The 19,932-nt window shown below is 61.0% G+C and carries 16 protein-coding genes; 2 read left to right on the forward strand and 14 right to left on the reverse strand.

Annotated elements, in window-relative coordinates:
• Nucleotides 1–19 precede the first annotated feature (19 nt).
• Nucleotides 20–1,429 (reverse strand): MFS transporter, encoded by a 1,410-nt coding sequence (locus tag RCAS_RS05510; RefSeq protein ID WP_012119613.1) that lies wholly within the window; start codon nucleotides 1,427–1,429, stop codon nucleotides 20–22.
• A gap of 552 nt (nucleotides 1,430–1,981) precedes the next feature.
• Between RCAS_RS05510 and RCAS_RS05515 the strand changes: the two genes are divergently transcribed.
• Nucleotides 1,982–4,369 carry an eCIS core domain-containing protein gene (locus RCAS_RS05515; RefSeq protein WP_232280184.1) on the forward strand — a complete coding sequence of 796 codons (2,388 nt, stop codon included), beginning with the start codon at nucleotides 1,982–1,984 and terminating at the stop codon, nucleotides 4,367–4,369.
• Between the two features lie 268 nt (nucleotides 4,370–4,637).
• Nucleotides 4,638–5,390: a type I methionyl aminopeptidase gene (gene map / locus RCAS_RS05520; protein WP_012119615.1), complete on the forward strand. Its 753-nt coding sequence runs from the start codon at nucleotides 4,638–4,640 to the stop codon at nucleotides 5,388–5,390.
• Nucleotides 5,391–5,394: 4 nt separating this feature from the next.
• On the opposite strand, the gene ftsZ is transcribed toward map, so the two are convergent.
• Genes ftsZ through mraY form a run of 13 tightly spaced genes read right to left on the reverse strand, consistent with a single transcriptional unit; the run spans nucleotide 5,395 to nucleotide 19,906 of the window.
• Nucleotides 5,395–6,588: a cell division protein FtsZ gene (gene ftsZ, locus RCAS_RS05525; RefSeq protein WP_012119616.1), complete on the reverse strand. Its 1,194-nt coding sequence runs from the start codon at nucleotides 6,586–6,588 to the stop codon at nucleotides 5,395–5,397.
• A gap of 17 nt (nucleotides 6,589–6,605) precedes the next feature.
• Nucleotides 6,606–7,850, reverse strand: a complete 1,245-nt coding sequence (ftsA, locus tag RCAS_RS05530; RefSeq protein WP_012119617.1) for a cell division protein FtsA — start codon at nucleotides 7,848–7,850, stop codon at nucleotides 6,606–6,608.
• 17 nt (nucleotides 7,851–7,867) lie between these two features.
• Nucleotides 7,868–8,695 (reverse strand): cell division protein FtsQ/DivIB, encoded by an 828-nt coding sequence (locus RCAS_RS05535; RefSeq protein WP_012119618.1) that lies wholly within the window; start codon nucleotides 8,693–8,695, stop codon nucleotides 7,868–7,870.
• The gene (locus tag RCAS_RS05540; RefSeq protein WP_012119619.1) at nucleotides 8,688–9,803 is read right to left on the reverse strand and encodes a D-alanine--D-alanine ligase family protein; all 1,116 of its coding nucleotides are present in this window, start codon (nucleotides 9,801–9,803) and stop codon (nucleotides 8,688–8,690) included. Before RCAS_RS05540 ends, RCAS_RS05535 begins: the two co-directional genes overlap by 8 nt.
• A gap of 38 nt (nucleotides 9,804–9,841) precedes the next feature.
• Complete coding sequence (murB, locus tag RCAS_RS05545; RefSeq protein WP_012119620.1) at nucleotides 9,842–10,729, reverse strand: UDP-N-acetylmuramate dehydrogenase; 888 nt, start codon at nucleotides 10,727–10,729, stop codon at nucleotides 9,842–9,844.
• 3 nt (nucleotides 10,730–10,732) lie between these two features.
• Nucleotides 10,733–12,010 carry a tetratricopeptide repeat protein gene (locus RCAS_RS05550; RefSeq protein WP_012119621.1) on the reverse strand — a complete coding sequence of 426 codons (1,278 nt, stop codon included), beginning with the start codon at nucleotides 12,008–12,010 and terminating at the stop codon, nucleotides 10,733–10,735.
• The gene (gene murC, locus RCAS_RS05555) at nucleotides 12,007–13,437 is read right to left on the reverse strand and encodes a UDP-N-acetylmuramate--L-alanine ligase (RefSeq protein ID WP_012119622.1); all 1,431 of its coding nucleotides are present in this window, start codon (nucleotides 13,435–13,437) and stop codon (nucleotides 12,007–12,009) included. The genes RCAS_RS05550 and murC overlap by 4 nt, the downstream gene beginning before the upstream one ends.
• Before the next feature lie 18 nt (nucleotides 13,438–13,455).
• Entirely contained in the window at nucleotides 13,456–14,103 is a 648-nt protein-coding gene (locus RCAS_RS05560; RefSeq protein WP_012119623.1) for a hypothetical protein, read from the reverse strand.
• Nucleotides 14,100–15,374: a UDP-N-acetylglucosamine--N-acetylmuramyl-(pentapeptide) pyrophosphoryl-undecaprenol N-acetylglucosamine transferase gene (locus RCAS_RS05565; protein ID WP_083760279.1), complete on the reverse strand. Its 1,275-nt coding sequence runs from the start codon at nucleotides 15,372–15,374 to the stop codon at nucleotides 14,100–14,102. The genes RCAS_RS05560 and RCAS_RS05565 overlap by 4 nt, the downstream gene beginning before the upstream one ends.
• Nucleotides 15,271–16,533, reverse strand: coding sequence for a putative lipid II flippase FtsW (gene ftsW / locus RCAS_RS23795; RefSeq protein WP_012119625.1), 1,263 nt, complete (start codon nucleotides 16,531–16,533; stop codon nucleotides 15,271–15,273). Before ftsW ends, RCAS_RS05565 begins: the two co-directional genes overlap by 104 nt.
• Before the next feature lie 52 nt (nucleotides 16,534–16,585).
• Entirely contained in the window at nucleotides 16,586–17,431 is an 846-nt protein-coding gene (locus tag RCAS_RS05575; protein ID WP_012119626.1) for a rhomboid family intramembrane serine protease, read from the reverse strand.
• Complete coding sequence (gene murD, locus RCAS_RS05580) at nucleotides 17,428–18,846, reverse strand: UDP-N-acetylmuramoyl-L-alanine--D-glutamate ligase (protein ID WP_012119627.1); 1,419 nt, start codon at nucleotides 18,844–18,846, stop codon at nucleotides 17,428–17,430. The genes RCAS_RS05575 and murD overlap by 4 nt, the downstream gene beginning before the upstream one ends.
• 4 nt (nucleotides 18,847–18,850) lie before the next feature.
• Nucleotides 18,851–19,906 (reverse strand): phospho-N-acetylmuramoyl-pentapeptide-transferase, encoded by a 1,056-nt coding sequence (mraY, locus tag RCAS_RS05585; RefSeq protein WP_232280233.1) that lies wholly within the window; start codon nucleotides 19,904–19,906, stop codon nucleotides 18,851–18,853.
• Nucleotides 19,907–19,932: the final 26 nt, after the last annotated feature.

The following is a 19,932-nucleotide window of genomic DNA, read 5'->3' on the forward strand; positions in this document are numbered from 1 at the left end:
GGACACTATCATGAAAGGCTCAATCGCGCCTGTTCGCCGCGTGGACACGATGCGCAGTCAGAATGGCTAATCCCGCCAGGAGGCTCATCAGCACAAAGTGAAGCGCAACCCGTCCGGCTTCGACAGTCTGACCCTGTTCTCCTGAGCCAATGATGACGCCACCGACTCCCGCGCCAAGCGCCGTTCCGAGTTGACCGGCGATCTGCAATGCCGATGATGCTCTCCCTTCGTGTCCCGATGCGGCGTTCTGAAGCATGGCGAGCGACAGAGCGGAATATGCCAGCCCAATGCCGCATCCGGCAATCCCCCAGGTGGCAATGCTGAGCAGCGGTGGCGCCACCGGTGCAATCGTTGTAGTCGTCGCGCCAATTCCGATGAGCATGACGAGTAAACCGGCGGCAGCAATCGAGCCAGGCGGATGGCGGCGCACCAGACGCTCCTGCATCCACGCGCCTGCCGTCCACGTCAGGGTTGCAGCGGTCAGCGCCAGCCCGGCAGTGACGACGCTCAAGCCGCGTATCGCAGTGAGGGTCAGGGGAACAAAAGCATCGACACCGAAAAAGGAGAGGTTGAGCAATCCCATGGTCGCAATGACGGCGGGCAGCCCTGGCGCAGCGCGGAGCGTGCCGGGCGGCAGGACATACCGCAGGGCGACAACGGCGATGATGATACTGGGAGCGATCAGGGCGATGCCGGCGAGCGGCGCAGCGATCAACCAGCCCAGCCCGCTGATCGTCATTGCTGCGCCGGTAGCGAGCACGAGCGCCATCCTGATCTCGTTGCTGCGTGTGCGATAATCGTGCGTGTCGAAGGACCTCTGCGCTGGCGCAAGGCGCTGTAACGATGGCAGCGCCATCAACGCCGCGACGAGCGGCAATGGGATCAGCCCCAGGAAGACCCAGCGCCAGCCGATATGTTCCGTGATCATCCCCGCCAGTCCAGGACCGACCATGCCCGGCACAACCCACGCGCTCGAAATGATCGCCAGCATGCGCGGACGCGCATCGGCTTCATAACCCCGACCGACGATGATGTACACGACTGCGCCGATGATGCCGCTGCCCAATCCCTGTACTGCTCGACCGATGATCAGTGACGGCATGGTTGGGGCCAGCCCGGCGATGAGCAAACCGGCGACAAAGAGGAGCGTTCCGGTGATGAACGGTACGGCGACTCCCCGGCGATCCGCCTCCGGTCCGGCGACCGTGGCCGCCACCATATTTGCCAGCATGAAAGCGCTGAATGCCCAGCCGTACCACGCCAGACCACCAAGCTCACGCGCTGTGGCCGGCATCGTGGCAGCGACTGCGAGCATCTCGAAGGCAGTAGCGACGATAATCAGCACCAACCCAACGGTGAGCATACGCCGTCCGGCGCTCCAGATACCTGATGGCAGGGCAGGTGAGGAAGAGAATGTCTCTTCGACCATGGCAGCGTGGCCCTTTCTGAACCGTGAGCCGCTATTATCGCATATTTCGGAAGAGCGGCTGGCACCGCACGGGCAGGTCTCAGACCTGCCCGTATCAGCCATGCCCTGTGGATTATCCCCATGTATGAGGATGGGGTCCTGATGCAACACAACTGACCAGGCGCAGCGCCTTTGCGCTCCACACCTGGATGTGAGAAGTGCTGCCGGCGAATGGTGTGTCAGACCCTCTCTCCAGCGACGTTCATACAAGAAACCACAGAAATGATATACTCACACAATCTACATATGTTTCGCTAACGTTCGACATCCACCGGACACGTTAAGGTGAGGGTCAGCGCCATGAACCGCCGTATGCAGCGCAAGCCGTCATCCACAGAACCATCATCATTATCATTATCGCATGTTTCCCATCCAGCACTCGCTCCACAAAACGCGATTGATCGTGGGCAGCCCGCTCCCGATGCCAATCAGACAGGAGCGATGCCCGGTGGACACACGTTTGACTCCCTACAGATCGGTGTGAATGAACGCCAGCCCCCCTCATCAGCAATCATGCCCTCCACATCGCAACATTTGTTCGATGATCTGCGCGCGCGCGCTTCACGCGCCACGAACTACGATCTGAGCCGTGTCCCGATTCACTGTGATAGCCCGCTGGCATCCGCAGGTGGCGTCGAAGCGTTGACCGCCGGGCAGGAAATTCACGTCGCTCCAGGACAGTACCGACCGGAAATATCGCACGGCGCCCACGTGCTGCTGCACGAACTGGCGCATGTTGTGCAACAGGGAAGCGGCGCCGCGCGTGACGCCGCCGATCCCGACCGGTACCACCGTCTCGAACAGGATGCCGAAACCACAGCGCGTCGCGCTGCCCATCTCGACTCTTCTGCACCGGCAACCGGTTTACGCGCGTTGGCGCCGCCGACGCCAACCTTCCCGCAGGCGTTCGACCCACGCTACCATCGCCAGGCGACGGTCCATGGACTGATCGGAAGCGGATTTTCGGCAGAAGAGATCGGGCAAATCTACGCTGCCAACTGGGAGCGCGACTTTTCCCAGGCGCATCCTGCGCTGGCAAACATTGTGCTGACCTGGAAGGCGCTCAAACTCGCGGCGTTCAATCAGGAACCACTCGATCCCGCCATCGACCGGTTCAACCAGGCGGTCGATACGCTGATTGGGATGATTCCTGATCGTGTCAGCGAACTTGCCAACTACCAGTCGTATGGCGGCTACAACTTCTATGAGCATATGGATAATCCGGCAGGCGAGGAGGCGCTCCGGGGGGATAGCGCACGGTCCAGAGCGAACCGCGAAGATCTGCTGGTCATTCCTGAGGGCGAGCGCATTCCGCAGTACATGGTCGACTCGCGCGAGTACATCAAAGCACAACTCTTCCGCGCCGCGCAGTCGTACCGCGGCGATATGCGCGGGCAGAGCGCCGAAGGAACCGCTGAAGCGTTCCGCAGTCGCGCTGCCGAACTCGAAGAGCGCATGCCAGGCGCTCCCGTTGCGCGGGGAGGGCTACGCACGACGGCGGTGGCGCAGGAAACGGCAATCCAGGTCGCCAATACTCCGCTGCAAGAAATCATTTTTGAGGACGACACAATCACCGTGCCGCGAGGAACCGGCAATGGCGCCGATGAGGGAGCGGCTCTGTCAACCAGCGGACCAGCGTTTCATGCCGAGGTGGACCGGCGTTTCTGGGACCAGACCGGCTACAAAGTCAATCAGCGCCTCGATCCGAACCTGCCTGAAGATCAGCCGTATGTCAGGATATGGTTGCGCATTCGGAATCAGGTGCGCGCCGAGCGCCAGGCGGCGCTGCGTGAGCGCGAAGCGCGGACAATTACTATGCCTGCTGAAACGATTCGTGGAACCGTTCCACGCGGACCAACGGGGCGCTGGGGATCGGATGGAGCAGACGCCATGGGGCGAGCGGGTCATGCGCTCGAAGATTTTTTCGCCCACTCGAATTTTGTGGAACTGGCAATCGGGCAACCCGCGCCAACCCTGCTCTACGATCCTGAGACCGGCGGGGTCAGGCAGGTTGAAGGTCAACTGGGAACCGGGTCCTTCGGCGAAAATGATAAAAATCACTCGCTGGCGCACAAAATACGCGCGCTCGCCGATGAGATCGAAAGCGAAATGCCGCTGGTCAATCGGGTGGCAGGGCGCACGAACGTTGATCCAACCCCTGAGCAGGTGCGCGTCGGCAGCGAAGCGCCGCCTGTGCCTCACAGCCACGACGAAGATGCACATGAGGGAAAGCCGGGATTGTTCGACTGGATCAAGGCGGCAGGTGGAACAGGATTGCGTGCCGCCGGACGCATCATTGGCGGCGGCGTGCTGGCAGGTGCAGCGGTGGGAGGAGTTGCGGGCGCGATAGGCGGAGGGGTCATCGGAGCGAAGATTGGAGCATTGCTCGGTCCGATCGGCGTGATTGGCGGTGCGGCGCTTGGGGGTCTGCTCGGCGGCATCGCGGGTTTCTTTGCCAGCGGCGGGATGGAAGGGATGCGCACACGCATCAAAGAGACATTCCGCGACGTGATCGCCACACCTCAAGGGATAGCGATGCTGCGGCGGATCGCCGAGACGCTCGAACGCATGACGCGCGCCAACGAAGAAGCGGGGTCGCACACGGCGCTGGCGAAGGATCAGCCAGGACACGATGACTCGCCGCTGGGGCGGTTGCGCACGATCAAGTTCGAGTTGGCGCAAGAACTCGCTGCCGCCGCTGACCGCATGATCCTGGGTGGAATGCGGCAAGTGTTCGACGCGCCTTCGCCAGAGTCGGCCAATGTGCTCCTGCACGACATCTACGCGCAACTCGATGCACTGATCGCGCCACCGGGCGATCATCCGCTCCAGCACCTGATCGATCATCGGCGTGAAGAGGCGATCCAGGCGCTCGAGGCATATCAGACGCATTCGCATTGATGGTCTGCTGACGCTATTCGGTTCATCTCTTCTGCAACGGCGTCTTTCGGGCGCGCACAAAGGCGCAGCACAGCGGTATGGAGGTGGAAGAGAGGTATCTTTGCGCATTTGTGACCTGATGCTTGTGTGCGAAACCGCAGGAACCGATATGCTCTGTGCTATAATGTACAATCAATACATCATTGCGGATCGCAATCGGCAACGCCGGGCAGAGTGTTGCCCTTGCCGCACACAATGCGCCAATCCAGGCGCCAGGAACATCCAGCATATGTCAGTTGTCTTGCACACCCGGCAGCAGATTGCACTCATGCGGGCTGCTGGCCGCCTGGTGGCTGAAACATTCGAGGTGCTGCGCGAGCACGTGCGCCCTGGTGTGACCACCAGAGAACTCGATCGCATTGCCGAGCAGTTTGTGCGAAAACACGGCGCAATACCGGCGTACAAGGGATATCGCGGCTTTCCTGCCACGATCTGCGTTGCCATCAACAATGTCGTCTGTCATGGCATTCCAGGCAATGAGCGCCTGAAAGAAGGGGATATTATCGGCATCGACATTGGAGTGCGGCTCAACGGTTGGTATGGCGATGCGTGCATTACGGTGCCGGTCGGAACGATCTCCCCGGAAGCGCAACGATTACTGGACGTGACCGAAGAGGCGATGTGGCGCGGCATTCGCGCAGCGCGCGGCGGGGCGCGGCTGGGGGATATTGGCGCAGCGATTCAGACCTATGTCGAAGCCAATGGCTTCTCGGTCGTGCGGGAATGGACCGGGCATGGCGTCGGGCAACTGTTGCACGAGGAGCCAACCGTGCTGCACTATGGCAAGCCCGGCACGGGGATGCGTCTGCGCCCCGGTATGACGTTTACGATTGAGCCAATGGTCAACGCGGGCCGTCCTGAAGCCGTGCTGGATAAAACTGACGGCTGGACGGTGCGCACCGCCGATGGCTCGCTCTCGGCGCAATTCGAACATACGATTGCCATAACCGAGGGCGAGCCGGAAGTACTGACGCTGCCATAGGCGATTACCCGTTCTTTCGGCGGTTGCGCAGGAACGGCGGGATATCCAGGTCGTCGGGGCTGATATGGGCGCCTTGCGACCGCGCAGGTTGCGGTGGTTGCGGTCGCGTTGCTGCGGTCTGCGGCGCGGCCGGCGGGTGCGGTTCCGCATATGCCATGTCACGCTTCGGTTGGGCAGGCTGTTGCTGTTGCGCGCCGGACATATAGATGCGCTTACGCGCATCCGTCGGACGGCTGGCGTCGAAGCCGGTGGCAATAAGCGTGATCTTCACCTGTCCAGGCGGAAAGGTCGGATCGATCACTGCGCCAAAGATAATGTTCGCCTCCGGGTCCACTGCCTTGGCTACGATATCCGCCGCTTCGTACACTTCCAGAATGCCAAGGTCTTCACCGCCGGTCACGTTGAACAGTACACCCTTCGCGCCATCGATCGATACTTCGAGCAGAGGCGAAGCAATGGCTTCGTTGACGGCATCGACCATGCGGTTGTCGCCGCTGCCGATGCCGATCGCCATAAGCGCCGATCCCTGGCGCGCCATGATGGTCTTCACGTCGGCAAAATCGACGTTGATCAACCCGCGCTGCGTGATCAGGTCCGAAATGCCCTGAATGCCCTGGCGCAGCACGTTGTCCGCCATCTGAAACGCCTGGAGCATCGACGTATTCTTGCTTGCCGTCTGCAAGAGCCGGTCATTGGGAATGACGATCAGGGTGTCAACCATCGGGCGCAGTTGCTCGATGCCCTGTTCGGCAGTCTTGCGGCGATGGTTGCCTTCGAAGCTGAACGGCTTCGTCACCACGCCGACCGTGAGCATTCCCAAATCCTGTGCGATGCTGGCAATCACCGGCGAGGCGCCGGTGCCGGTGCCGCCCCCCATGCCTGCGGTGATGAAGACCATATCGGCGCCCTTGAGCGCCTCGTAGATCTCTTCAGTCGTTTCCTCGGCGGCTTTCTGCCCGATGACCGGGTTGCCGCCCGAACCAAGCCCTTTGGTGAGTTTGTCGCCGATCCGAATGCGGGTCGATGCGCGCGAGTGCAGCAACGCCTGTGCGTCGGTATTGATGGTGATGAACTCGATACCATGCACGCCTTCGTCGACCATGCGATCAACGGCGTTGGATCCGCCGCCGCCGACGCCGACCACCTTGATGACCGCGAAGTTCTCTGCGGCCTGACTCAGACTGGTGTAATCGATCATTGCTCCCTCTCCTTGCGTTATGGCAGAAACTCTTTCAGCCATCGTTTGAATCGTTCGTAGGTCGAGACCCAACCGCCGTGATCTGGCGGCGGTCCGCCGCCGGAATGGAAACCGCTCATTCCGTGGCGCATACCCCAGCGCAGCAACCCGATTGCGGTTGCATACGCGGGGCTGTTGAGCGTATCCGCCAGCCCCGTGAGATCGGTGGGTGCGCCAATCCGCACCGGAATGCCGAGCATGTCGCGCATCAACTCATCGAGGCGCGGCAACTGCGCAGTGCCGCCGGTCAGGACGATGCCGGCCGGGAGGAGACCTTCATAGCCGCTGCGCCGGATTTCGTTGTAGATCAGTTCTGTCAATTCTTCGGCGCGCGCTTGCAGCACCTGGTTCAGCATATGGCGGCTGATCTGCTGTCGCTCGCCCGGCGCAAATCCTTCGGCTTCGATCACATCCGGTTCCTCCGTTTCTTCGGCGATCGCCGCGCCATACTTCAGTTTCAGATACTCGGCAGTGTTGTGAGGCGTCTGTTGAACAATCACGATATCGTTGGTGAAATGGTTGCCGCCAACGGGAATGACACTGGTGTGCCAGATACCGCCCTGCGCAAAGACTGCAATGTCGGTTGTGCCGCCGCCGATATCCACCAGCACTACACCGCGATCCTTATCGTCGGCGCTGAGCACCGCTTCGCCGGCCGCCAGCGGTTGCAATACCAGGTCATCAATCTCGACGCCGGTTTTCTGCACACTCTTGATCAGGTTCTGGATCGCCATGATCTCGCCGGTGATGATGTGCGTTTCCACTTCGAGGCGAAAACCAGACATGCCGATCGGATCGCGAATGCCTTCGTTGCCATCCACGACGTAGGCGCGCGGGATGACATGGATCACCTCGCGTTGCGTTGGAATGGCGACCGCCTGCGCCGCCTCGACCGCGCGCGCCACATCATGGCGGGTGATTTCGTGATCGCTGCGCGCCACTGCGACAACGCCACGACTGTTGAGCGACTGGATGTGCCGACCGGCAATACCCACGAATGCAGCACTGATCCGATAGCCGGATAGCCGTTCGGCTTTCTCGATGCTGGTTGCAATCGCATTGACGGCATCGTCAATATTGACGACCACCCCCTTATCCAGTCCCTTGGATGGCGTCAGACCGACGCCAAGCACGTTGATGCGCCCATTGTCGTACACCTGTCCGACAATGGTGCAGACTTTGGTTGTGCCAACGTCGATGCCAACAATCGTGCGGTGTGCCATACTCAGCCTCGTTATTCCTACGGTTGTGGCGGCGTATCATTCCGGTAATACGGCGTCGCCGGTCGCAAATCGAGCCAGGTATATTCCGTTGGCTCCTGGATGGTCAGAAAGCGCAGTATCTCGATCTTCTCGTCCAGGCGCTCCTTTCGTCCAAAGACGATCATTCGTCCGTCGGCGGTTGTCACCATGACGCCGTGCTCGATGTCCCAACTGATGGTGGCCGGCGTGACGCCCGCTTCATTCGGCAAACGGAGCGCCAGCGCACGAACCAGCAAAAGCACATCGGGATCGATCCGGTCGTTCGGTTCAATCGTTCGCCCGCTGCGGTCTTCGACGATCAGGGTGTCGGTGACGAACGTGGCAGTGTCAGGACCCAACACCCGCCCTTCGGCATCGACCAGGTAGCGTATGTCGCCGACCTGCCAGCGCACATTGGGCTGGCGTTCTGCCAGGTTAATCGTCAGGATGTCGGGTAATATCAGAGATGCCTCGACACGTTCGATAGATGCATTCTGGGCAAGGCGCGCTTCGACGTTGTCGGTCTGCACCAGCCAGATCGAGGCGCCGGTCACGCCCGCCATCTCCTCGATGTCGGCTGTATCGAGTATCTGCGCGCCATTGATCTGAACCCTGCGCACCACGAACTGTGGCGAAACCGCGATGGCAATCAGCCCGCCGAGCGATGCCAGAAACAACACCAGGCTGGCGATGCGCCCGGATGCCAGCCAGCCGCCGATGGCGCGACGCAGACCCGGCATGGCGCTGACGGCGTTACGCCGCCGGTTGCGCCGCGCTGCGATGCGAGCGCGCGTGTTGGGCTGGTTGTAGTGCAAGTCGTTACGCATATCGCCCTCTGCCGCGCCGTTCGAGCGCCAGTTCGATCAGGCGGTCGAGCAGTTGGGTGTAGGGGAGACCGCTGGCTTCCCACATCATGGCGTACATGCTCACCGGGGTAAAGCCGGGCATGGTATTGATCTCGTTCAGATACAGGTCGCCAGTCTCGCGGTTGAGCAGAAAATCGACGCGCGCCAGCCCGGCGCCATCGATGGCTTTGAACGCCTGCACTGCCAGGCGCCGCACCCGTGCCGCGAGTTCGAGCGTGATCGGCGCAGGAATGAGTATCTTCGATGCGCCGCTCAGGTATTTTGCTTCATAGTCGTACCATTCGCCGGAAGGAACCACTTCGCCGGGAACGCTGGCTTCCGGTTCATTGTTACCCAGGATACTGACTTCGATCTCGCGCGCGGGAATACCCTGTTCAACGACGATCCGCCGATCATACGCCGCAGCTTCGGCGATGCCGCGCGCAAGCGCCGCGCGACCGGTCACCTTACTGATCCCGACGCTCGACCCCAGGTTTGCCGGCTTGACGAACATCGGGTAGGTGAGGCGCTGTTCGACCCAGTCGAGCACGTGTGCCGGTTCGCGTTCCCATTCGCGCCGTCGAATGAGCAGCCAGGGCAACACCGGCAACCCCGCGCCGGAAAAGGCAACCTTCGTCATCGCTTTGTCCATGCCGACTGCCGATGCCATGACGCCGCAGCCAACATACGGGATTTCCATCAATTCCAGCAACCCCTGCACCGTTCCATCTTCCCCCATCGGTCCATGGAGGACCGGAAAAACGACATCGAGCGTTTTGAGGGGTGACTGTTCACCGGCAACCATCAGGGTCAGCGGATCGGTGGTCTCCACATCGTCAACGCCATCCGCTGCATCAGCAGCACCGGCAGACGATCCTCCCGGCAACTTTGCCGGATCGGCCTGCGCCAACAGACGGGTATGCGCGTCGGGGGCAATGATCCAGCGCCCGTGCTTCGTGATGCCGATTGGTGTCACATCATATCGTTCAGGGTCGAGACCATCCATGACCGCGCGCGCTGAGACCAGCGACACCTCGTGTTCGCCCGATTGCCCGCCGAACAGGACTCCCACTCGCACTTTGCGCGTCATCGTCGTCTATCTCCATCTCCATGTCGAGCCACGTCAATTCATCCGACAATCTGAATTTCGAGTTCGAGTTCGATCCCTGTCAGTGCCAGCACCCGTTCGCGCGCCAGATCGATCAGGCGCAGCACGTCATCACTCGACGCGCCGCCGAGGTTGATAATGTAGTTCGCATGGCGCGCAGCAATTTCTGCATTGCCAATGCGCCTTCCCTTCAAGCCTGCGGCTTCGATCAGGCGTCCGGCGCTCTCGGTAGGCGGATTTTTGAATACGCTGCCGCAACTGGCGCCCCATGGCGTTTTGCTGCGCCGTTCGAGTGATGTGCGTTCCATTCGTTGCGCCAGCGCCGTCAGGTCGTCGCGGCGCAGACGAAACGCCGCCGCAAGAATGATCGGTTGGTCGCGCCATGCCATGCTATCGGTGCGTATCTGTTTGAGCACACTCGTCCGATAGCCGTAGACAAAACGTTCGGTGGGCCATTCCTGCGGCTCGCCATCGACCAGCACCCAGGCGCGTTCGAGCACTGTTGCAATATCGCTGCCATAGCAGCCGGCATTGCCGTAAAGCGCGCCACCAATCGTGCCGGGCAAACCCTCCGCCCATTCCAGCCCCGCCCAACCCTGGCGCGCCAGCCGGCGCGCCGTACCCGCCATCGGCGCGCCGGCCTCGACAATCGCGCGCGCTTCATCACCGTTGATCTCAAGACGCATATCGTGCGCGCGAACGCGCATGACCAGTCCGTTGAAACCGGTATCACGTATCAAAACATTCGAGCCGCCGCCGAGCACGAAGATCGGCAGATCGCGCTGATGCGCCCATGTCAGCGCCTGGATCATCTCAGCAACGCTGGCAACCTGCACGAAATAGCGCGTAGGTCCGCCAATGCGCCAGGAAGTATAGGGTGCCAGTGGTTCATATTCCAGATACTGCATACCTCATTCCGCTGGCTGTATTGCACGAATGCGATTGCGCAATGCATCCGCTTCATCAACATGGCGCAGCGTCTCACGTATCCGAAGCGCTTCATTCCAGCGCGCCAGCGCCTGCACCGATTGTTCCTGAGCATAGTGCAAATCGCCGAGCCGCTCGAGCGCGCGCGCGATGCCAATCTGATCCCGATCGCGGCGCGCCAGGGCAAGCGCTCGTTCATAGTGCAGCAACGCCGCCTGTGGTTGACGCAATGCACACGCAGCATCGCCAAGATGGATCAGGGCAATGCACTGCCCACGCGGATTTTGCGTCAACTCCTGCAATTCATAGGCGCGCCGGTAGGACTCCATCGCCTGTTCATGGCGCCCCAGCCGGCTCATCACGGCGCCAATGACGATGTACGAACGCGCCTGACCAACGACATCGTTGATCCGCCGACGCAGATCGAGGCTTTCCTCGGCTGAGACCAGTGCATCGGATGGTTTCTGTTGATTGAGCAGCACCAGTGCGAGTTTATCTTTCAGAATCGCCTGTCCGATCAGACTGCCGCGCCCCTGTTCCAGGCTCAGCGCGCGGGTGTAGAACGTGAGCGCCTCCTGGTGTGCTCCCAGGACGCGATAGACATCACCGATGCCGGTGAGCACCCGCGCCAGTTTCAATTTATCGTCGTCGTTTTCGTGTTCTTCGCGCGCCAGTTGCAACTCCTGAAGCGCCTCCAGGTGCCGCCCCTGCAACTGATGCACTTTTGCCAGGTGCAGACGGGCTTCGGCTTCGAGGTCGCTCAAATCATCGCGTGAGGCAAGACTGCGGACGCTTTGCAACGCTGCTTCCGACTGAGCCAGTTGTCCAAGTTCGCGCTGCATTCGACCGACTCCGAGCAGGGCGCGCGCCTCTGCCTCGGTATTGTTGAGGCGCTGCGCCGCCCGTAGCATCCGGCGGGCATATTCAAGCCCTTCACGATACTGACCGCCAAATTCGAGCACTGCCAGCGCCAGGGCGCAGGCGCGCAGTTCGTATGGATGCCGATCCTTCACGTCAATGCGCTCGAGCAGCGTCAACACCCGCTCCGTCCATTGACGCGCGCCGCCAAAGTCGAGTCGTGTGATGCGTGTCTCCGTGATTGTCAGCGCCGTTTCGATGGCAGACGTATAGGCGCCAGCCTGCTCCCAGTGCCAGGTCTGGATTTCGCGCCATCCTGCGGGTGCGCGAGGGTCGCTGCCGTAACGCGCTTCAAGTTCTTCGGCGACGCGCCGGTGAAATGCAGGTGTGCTTTCGTCTGTCACGTCTCGCTCGATTCCGATTGATCGTCCGCCTGCCCCAATGCCAGGAGCGCCATCTCACCCACACGATATCCATCGCCTGCGCCAAGGGTCAACAGGAGATCACCGGGTTGCAACAATGCCGTGATCGTTGCTGTGGCGGTCGCTACGTCTCCGACAACCTCAACATCAGGATGCGCAATGCGCCCGGCAAGCGCGCGAGCCGCAGCGCGCGGTTCGCCCGTTTCACGCGCCGGGTAGACATCGCCGATCCGCACGATATCTGCCGCGTCGAATGCATGCGTCCAGTTATCAAGCATCGCATACGTGCGCGAAAATGTATGTGGTTGCAGGTAAACGACGATGCGATGCTGTGGGAAGCGCGCACGCGCCGCAGCCAGAGTTGCGCGCACTTCGGTCGGATGGTGCGCATAATCGTCAATCACCGTGATGCCGTTCACTTCGCCTTTAATATCGAAGCGACGCCGCGCGCCACGGTATTCGGCGAGCGCAGCGCCTATCGCGGTTCGATCAATCCCCAGCGTTGTCGCGGCTGCGATGGCTGCCAGCGCATTCTGCACGTTGTGATCGCCAACCAACCGCATCGTGTACATGCCCTCGAGTCGTGTACCACAGGTGCGCCGGTCGTAGCGCCAGAGATCGAAATGGGTCATCGACCCATCGTAACGCACATTCGCAGCCATCCAGTCCATGAGCGCCAGGCGGCAGGATGCCGGATTCCGGGCAATGGCTTCTTCGATGCCGTACTGTTGCGCATCAGGATGACCGACGACCCGCCGCGCGCCAGCATTGTCACCGCAGACGATCAGGCGCTGCGGGTGCGCCACCTGTCGGGCAAATGTGCGAAACGCCGCTTCGTACTCGTCTGGCGATGGATAGATATCGACATGCTCCCATTCGACGTTCGTGATGATGGCGATATCAGGCGTGAGCGCCAGAAACGTTCGATCATATTCATCGGCTTCAACCACGAGCGGCGCAGCAGGGTTGCCCCAGCGAGCATTGACGCCGAGATCGGGGGTTTCTCCGCCGATCAGGAAACCAGGGGCGATACCGGCGCGAGTCAGCATGAGCGCAATCAGCGCCGTCGTCGTTGTTTTGCCGTGCGTGCCGGCCACCGCCACAACCTGCCGCCCATGCGACCACTCGCGCCAGAGATCGGCGCGCCGGAGCACTGGAATGCCGCGTTTGCGCGCTTCAACCAGTTCGATATGCTCATCCTGAACGGCGGATGTCGCCACCAACCGGTCGGCATCTCCAACAAAGGCAGGTTCGTGTCCGTACCGGATGCGGGCGCCACGCTGCTCGAGCGCAGCCGTGAGCGTGTTCTGCTGGAGATCCGAACCGCTTACCGTGTGCCCCTGATCCAGCAGGATATGGGCAATGGCGCTCATTCCTGCGCCTGCAATGCCAACGATATGATAGTGCATATCATTCTTTCCTGGCGGTTATTTTCTGGGTCCGCCACCGCCGCCACCGCCGCCATCGATTGCCCAGATACGATTGAAACGAATGAGCGTTACCGTTATTAGTGTGATGACAAACGCCGTAATCGTTGATGGGATAATACCGGTCCACGTTGGCAGGCTATTCAATGCGCGCGCCAACATTTCTGGAACTGTGGCGGTTGGCGCAAATTCACGCCAGAAAATCGCAACGGCGCTGGTCAACAACACGGCTGTGTACAGGCCAGTCAGCGCCCCCAAGATGCGCAGCGGACGTTTGCCACCCCATCCGCCAAGCGGTTTTCCTTCCCATGGAAACGAGTAACCGATTCCTATCGCCACCAGTGCAATAAAAACCAGCACGCGCAGCAAGAGCGGCGCCTCGAGGTTTTCCGGAATAATGGGACCCAGGGGCGCCGCGCTGGCGGTATCGCCGCCGGTGAGAAATGCCGCCAATCGTGGCAGATTGCTGTAGGTTCGGTTAATCAGCCCGACAATAAAATTACCGCCCTGGACCGCAATCAGGTACGCCACGGTCGTCATCAACCCCAGGCTGACGAAGTAGCGGAAGCCCCAGACCCAACCGAGTATGCCAAGCGCTGCGAGAATCGAATAGGTAACGAACGGACCACTCAGATCGATCGTTATCATGCCGTGTGTCTCCTGATCACCAGCGTCTGAAGCAGGAACGCGAGCCGGCGAGCGGCATCGGGTTGCGCCAGCGCCCGCATCCGTTCCGCCATGGCGCATCGTTCGTCCCAGCGATGGATAAGCCGGGAGATTTCGCGAAAGAGCAACCCGTCTTCTGTAGTGCGCGCGAGCGCCGCATCGCTGATTTTGACCGCCGCGCCGCGCTGCACCAGGTAATCGGCGTTCTCGTCCTGGTGCACATATGGGTAGGGAACGAGCAGCGCCGGCAACCCGACCGCAGGCAACTCTCCGAGGGTTGAAGCGCCGCTGCGACAGATTGCCAGATCGGCGGCGACGAGCGCTGCGACCATCGTTGGCGCTGGAGACATGGCGCCATTCGTAAGCATCTCGGGCACTCCGTGGAGATACTCGAACAGATGATACCGCTTTTGCAGGGTCTCTGGCAACTCCTGCATGGCTGCACGCAGAAATGTGACATCGCCCTCACGACCACACACATGGATGATCTCCATGAATGGGAGCAATACCGGTAGCAGTGCAGCAATCGCCCGATTGATACTGCGCGAACCGCGGCTGCCGCCGGCAACGAGCAACGTTGGCAGGTCGTCGCACAACCCGAATGCCGCGCGGCATGCCTGCCGGTCGGCAGAAAACAGTTCCTGGCGCACCGGATAACCGGTGACGATCAGGCGCACCGCCCGATCATGCGCATTCAGTCGAGCGATAGCCTCACCATAGTCGAACGGTTCCAGCCCCAGATAGCGCCCAGAATCCGCCACGTTACAGGCAACCAGTGATGAGAGACGCGCCAGGAATCGCACTGCGAGCCCGGGAACCACGTCGGGAAGATAGATCATAGTCGGTATTCCTGCCAGGCGCGCCGCCAGAAAGACCGGTACACACACATAGCCGCCGGTGCCCAGGATTGCAACCGGTCGATCCCGTTCGGCAAGCCGGTGTGCTGCGGCGGTTCCACGCGCCAGCGTCGCCAGATTGCGCACCATTGTCAAGAGATTTCGACCTCGCAGCGCCGCTGCGGGTATTGCCTGGAACGGCAGAGCGCTCTCACGCGCCACCAGCGCTGCTTCCATACCGCCAACACTTCCCACATAGAGCGCCGACCATGGGCCATCGAGCGGTCTGGCGCGCTCCCACCGGTTCGGCGTCTCAACGGCGGCGGATAGCGCCCCAGGCGCGTTGAGCGCCGCGGCGACGGCCAACGCCGGATAGACGTGGCCCCCGGTTCCGCCACCAACCAGCCAGACGCGCAAAGGACTCTGAGCGCCCGGATCGAGTGACCGTTTCATACGACACACCAGGAGATGTGGCGCCGGTATGGCGCGAAATATTCAACAGGATCCCGGCCGCTGCCATACATGCAGCCAGTGATGTGCCGCCATAACTGATGAATGGCAATGTCAACCCGGTAAACGGAAGAAGGGTCGTGACCACCGCAATATTGATCAGCGCCTGGAACACCAGCCAGCATGTAATCCCGGTTGCGAGCAGCGCGGCAAAAGGATCGGACGAACGCCCGGCAATGCGCATACCACGATAGGCGATCACCAGAAAACAGGTAACAACGAATAGCGTCCCGATCAGACCGAACTCTTCGCCGATAATGGCAAAGATAGCATCGGTGTGCGCTTCGGGCAGCCAGAAGAACTTCTGGCGCGCCTGCCCGATTCCGACGCCGAACAATCCGCCGCTGCCCAGCGCATAGAGCGCGTGAACCGGTTGATACCCCGCCCCCTGATAGTGCGCAAACGGGTCGATCCAGGCGGCGATGCGCTCCTGGCGGTAGGCAGCGATGTTGATTAGCCCCCAGAAGGCGCTGCCCGCCACAATCGCCGCACCGATGATGTGCAGCAGGTTGGCGCCAGCGGCAAAGTAGACCATGCCGGCAATCACGACAAGCACAATCGTTGTCCCCAAGTCGCGCCCCAGCATCACTAAACCGCACACCACGCCGAGCATAAGCGCGAACGGCGCCAGTCCATAGGTGACGTTCGTCAGTTTCTCGCCGCGCCGCGAGAGCCAGTCGGCAAAGTAGATGACCATCGTCAGTTTGGCGATCTCCGACGGTTGCACACTGAAGGCGCCGATACGGATCCAACTGCGCGCACCGTTCGCTTCGGTCATCGAAGCGGGCAGGATCAGCGTCAGCGCCAGCAAAAAGAGTGTGCCTGCCATCAGATGCACCGAAAAACGCCGCCAGACCCGGTAATCGATACGGTGCGCCGCCAGCAGCGCGACCGCGCCGATCACCGCAGCATTCATCTGGCGCCAGGTATAGTAGAGTTGATCGCCGGTGTCGGCGTAGGCGCGCATAAATGACGCGCTGTAGACCATGACCAGCCCTAATAGCACCAGAGTCCCAACCGCAGCGAGCAAGAGATAGTCGGGTTTCCGTTGGCGCGTTTCCGTCATACGTTTTCGCTTTCTGCCGCGTTATCCTTGCCGAATGAAGCCATCGTCGATGCTAGATCGGCGGCGCGATGATCGCAATCAACGCGACCAACGCGACCAAAACTGCCAGCGTCAGCATCCATCCACGCCGCAGACTGAGCCGCACCAGTGTCGGCGGGTAGGATTGCATATCGAGTGCGAAGCGTGGCGCCAGCAGCCATCCGAGAAGTGTGCCGGTTAGCAGCCCGCCGATGTGTGCATTGTTGTCGATGTAGGGTGTGGTGAACCCCAGCGCCAAATTGATCAACGTAATGAAGATCAGGCTCCCGAGTTGCTGACGCGCAATGCCGCCCAACACCCGACGCGCAACCAGGTAGAACGCAATCAATGCGCCGATCAGACCAAAGATCGCGCCGGATGCGCCAACGGAAGGGTTGGGGTTGAGCGCATAGGATGCCACGCCGCCTCCCAGACCGGCAAGCATATAGATCGCCAGGAAACGCTGCGCGCCGAAGAGCCGTTCCGTCTCGAATCCCAGCGAATAGAGCGCAAACGAATTGAAGAACAGGTGCGCCAGTCCGCCATGCAGAAACATGGCAGTCAGAAATCGGTAGTATTGACCGCCGACAAAAATGGCAGCGTTGTCTTTCGCGCCCCAGATGAGCAGGAAGTCGTAGACGCTCACCGTTCCCGCGATTCGAACGCCGATCACATCGAGAAACGACGGAACGACAAAGACGATGATGTTGATCGTCAACAGCACACGCGCAACCCATGGGGTAAAGAGTGGGAACCGCACCTGCACTGCCGCTGGCGATGGTTCTGGTCCGGCAGGCGCCGGCTCTTCCGGCGCGCGTCCTGCCGCTTTGAGATTCCGCAGGATGCGCTGATAATCGGTATCGTGCGTATCGTTGCTCACGTAAAACTCTGGACGATGCGGCGAAATGTGTCGCCACGATGAAACTCATTGCGGAACATGCCAAAACTGGCGCATCCTGGCGAAAGGAGCACAATTTCGCCAGGCGCAGCGATCCGACGGGCAGTATCGAGTGCTTGCTCGAAATCGTCATATGGTCCGTGGATGGCGACGCTGGCGCGCGCCGCGCGCAACGCATCCAGCAGCTTCGGCGTCGCGGATCCCTGGAGCAGGATCACTGCACTGGCGCGCTGTGCGATCTCGCGCGCAAAAGCGTCGAACGGCAGATTCTTATCGGCGCCGCCCGCGATCAACACGATTGGGGCGTCGAAGGTGCGGAGTGCAGCAATGGCTGCTTCGGGCGCTGTTGCTGCTGTGTCGTTGATATAGCACACGCCATCGAGTTCGCGGACGAACTCAAGCCGGTGCTCGACGCCGGCAAAGGCGCGCACAGCGCGCCGGATGTGCTCAGGAGCGATGCCGAAGGCGCAGGCGGCGGCGGTTGCAGCCGCAATATTCGCCAGATTGTGGGCGCCGGGCAGTCGCACATCGTCCCTGGTGCAGATGACCGTATGGGTGATGCTTCCTTCGGTTGACCGATCATGCCAGATCAATTCATCGCCGCGCCAAAACGCTCTGCGATCTCCTTTCAGGCGATAGACGTCCGATCCTTTTGCGCCAGCGAACCAGACCATATCACCAGGACGCCGATCAACGACCGCCATTGCGCGCATGATCGGCGAGTCGGCACACAGCACCACAGGATCACCGGGGCGCTGATGTCGCCAGATTTCTTCTTTTGCCTGAATGTACGCCTCCATCGTGCCGTGCCGGTCGAGATGATCCGGCGCAATCGTGGTGATGCAGGCGATCTTCGGACTTAACCCGGCTTCGCCCAATCCCTCGAGCACGAACGACGACAGCTCCAGCACCACCGGGGTGGTGGCGCTGATCGAAGGCAACTGATCGAGTGCAGAAATGCGCAGATTGCCGGCAACCACGGTATCCGGGAACTGTTCCCGCAGCATCGCACCGAGGAGCAACGTTGTCGTCGTTTTGCCTTTTGTCCCGGTGACGCCGAGGATTGGTCCAGGGCAGAGCCGGAAGAAGAGGGTCATTTCCATTTCGATGGCTGCGCCTGCCGCGCGCGCGATTTGCAGGTAGCGCGATGTTGGCGGCACAGCCGGGTTGCGCACCACAATCTCAGCCTGACGAAAATCGGCTTCCCGATGCTCGCCGAGCACGAAGCGGATCGGCAGTCCGGCGAGCGCGTCGAGTGATGCACGCAGGTCGTCGGGCGGTCGCAGATCGGTAACCGTCACCTCCGCGCCCTGGAGCGCAAGGAAGCGCGCAACGCCGACCCCGCCGCCGTGAACGCCAAGCCCCATGACCAGTGCGCGCTTCCCGTTCAGGTGCATACGTCTATCGTTCTACCGTAATCGCCGGACGTTCGACCGTCATCCGCGCCCGCTGCGCTTCGTTGATCGTCAATGCCAGCGAAATGCCGACCAGCGCCGCCACCATGCCCACCAGCACGAAGCGTTGCATCACCTGCGTTTCGCTCCAACCGAGCAATTCGAAGTGATTGTGCAGCGGCGACATCTTGAAAATCCGCCGTCCGACGCCGGTGCGTCGTTTGGTCCATTTGAAATACCCGACCTGAAGAATGACCGAGAGCGCTTCTGCGACAAAGACCAGACCGACGACCGGCAACAGCAACCACTGCTGCGATTGCAGGGCAATGACTCCCAGCACTGCGCCCAGCGACAGTGATCCGAGATCGCCCATGAACACCTGCGCCGGATGCGCGTTGTACCAGAGGAATGCCGCGCATGCGCCGACCAGCGTGAAACAGAACGCCATCAGGTTGATAAATTCGCCGTTCAGGAACGTAATCACCCCATAAGCGGCGAATGCCAGTGTCAGGTTCCAGCCCGCCAGACTGTCGAGTCCGTCGGTGAGGTTCACCGCGTTGCTCGTGCCAACGATAATCAGCATCGCAAACGGAATGAACCACAGACCAATGTCGAACTGCCCCATAAACGGAACGCGCACCTGCCCAAAGTTTGCCAGACCGAACGGCGGTGGCAGGTAGAGCGCCAGCGCAGCGCCAAAGGCGATCAGCATCATCAGTGCCATCTTGGTGCGCGGCGTAAAGCCATACGTCTTCGACCGGCTGCCGACCAGCGACATATAATCGTCGATGGCGCCGAGAATTGCGAATGCGACCAGAACGGCGAGTGGCAGCAGGATTGACCAGCGATCAATCAGGTTGAACGCAACAGTCAGGACAATCACCGGCAGCAGGATGATAATTCCACCCATCGTTGGCGTGCCGGTCTTGATCTGGTGGCTCTGCGGTCCTTCGAGACGGATCTGCTTGCCGATTCGATGGCGACGCAGGAACCGGATCCAGTATCCACCCGTTGCGAGGGTCAGAACAAAGGCGGCTGCCGCCAGCAGCAGCGCCCTTGCCATATCCTGTACCAGGAGCGCCTGGAGGG

Origin of the sequence: Roseiflexus castenholzii DSM 13941 (assembly GCF_000017805.1) — a bacterium.
GTDB lineage: Bacteria > Chloroflexota > Chloroflexia > Chloroflexales > Roseiflexaceae > Roseiflexus > Roseiflexus castenholzii.

Excerpts from the sequence above, each read along its gene's own strand:
- RCAS_RS05510 (WP_012119613.1), bottom strand. The coding sequence starts at position 1,429 with ATGGTCGAAGAGACATTCTCTTCCTCACCTGCCCTGCCATCAGGTATC.
- RCAS_RS05515 (WP_232280184.1), top strand. The coding sequence starts at position 1,982 with ATGCCCTCCACATCGCAACATTTGTTCGATGATCTGCGCGCGCGCGCT.
- map (WP_012119615.1), top strand. The coding sequence starts at position 4,638 with ATGTCAGTTGTCTTGCACACCCGGCAGCAGATTGCACTCATGCGGGCT.
- ftsZ (WP_012119616.1), bottom strand. The coding sequence starts at position 6,588 with ATGATCGATTACACCAGTCTGAGTCAGGCCGCAGAGAACTTCGCGGTC.
- ftsA (WP_012119617.1), bottom strand. The coding sequence starts at position 7,850 with ATGGCACACCGCACGATTGTTGGCATCGACGTTGGCACAACCAAAGTC.
- RCAS_RS05535 (WP_012119618.1), bottom strand. The coding sequence starts at position 8,695 with ATGCGTAACGACTTGCACTACAACCAGCCCAACACGCGCGCTCGCATC.
- RCAS_RS05540 (WP_012119619.1), bottom strand. The coding sequence starts at position 9,803 with ATGACGCGCAAAGTGCGAGTGGGAGTCCTGTTCGGCGGGCAATCGGGC.
- murB (WP_012119620.1), bottom strand. The coding sequence starts at position 10,729 with ATGCAGTATCTGGAATATGAACCACTGGCACCCTATACTTCCTGGCGC.
- murC (WP_012119622.1), bottom strand. The coding sequence starts at position 13,437 with ATGCACTATCATATCGTTGGCATTGCAGGCGCAGGAATGAGCGCCATT.
- RCAS_RS05560 (WP_012119623.1), bottom strand. The coding sequence starts at position 14,103 with ATGATAACGATCGATCTGAGTGGTCCGTTCGTTACCTATTCGATTCTC.
- ftsW (WP_012119625.1), bottom strand. The coding sequence starts at position 16,533 with ATGACGGAAACGCGCCAACGGAAACCCGACTATCTCTTGCTCGCTGCG.
- murD (WP_012119627.1), bottom strand. The coding sequence starts at position 18,846 with ATGCACCTGAACGGGAAGCGCGCACTGGTCATGGGGCTTGGCGTTCAC.
- mraY (WP_232280233.1), bottom strand. The coding sequence starts at position 19,906 with ATGGCAAGGGCGCTGCTGCTGGCGGCAGCCGCCTTTGTTCTGACCCTC.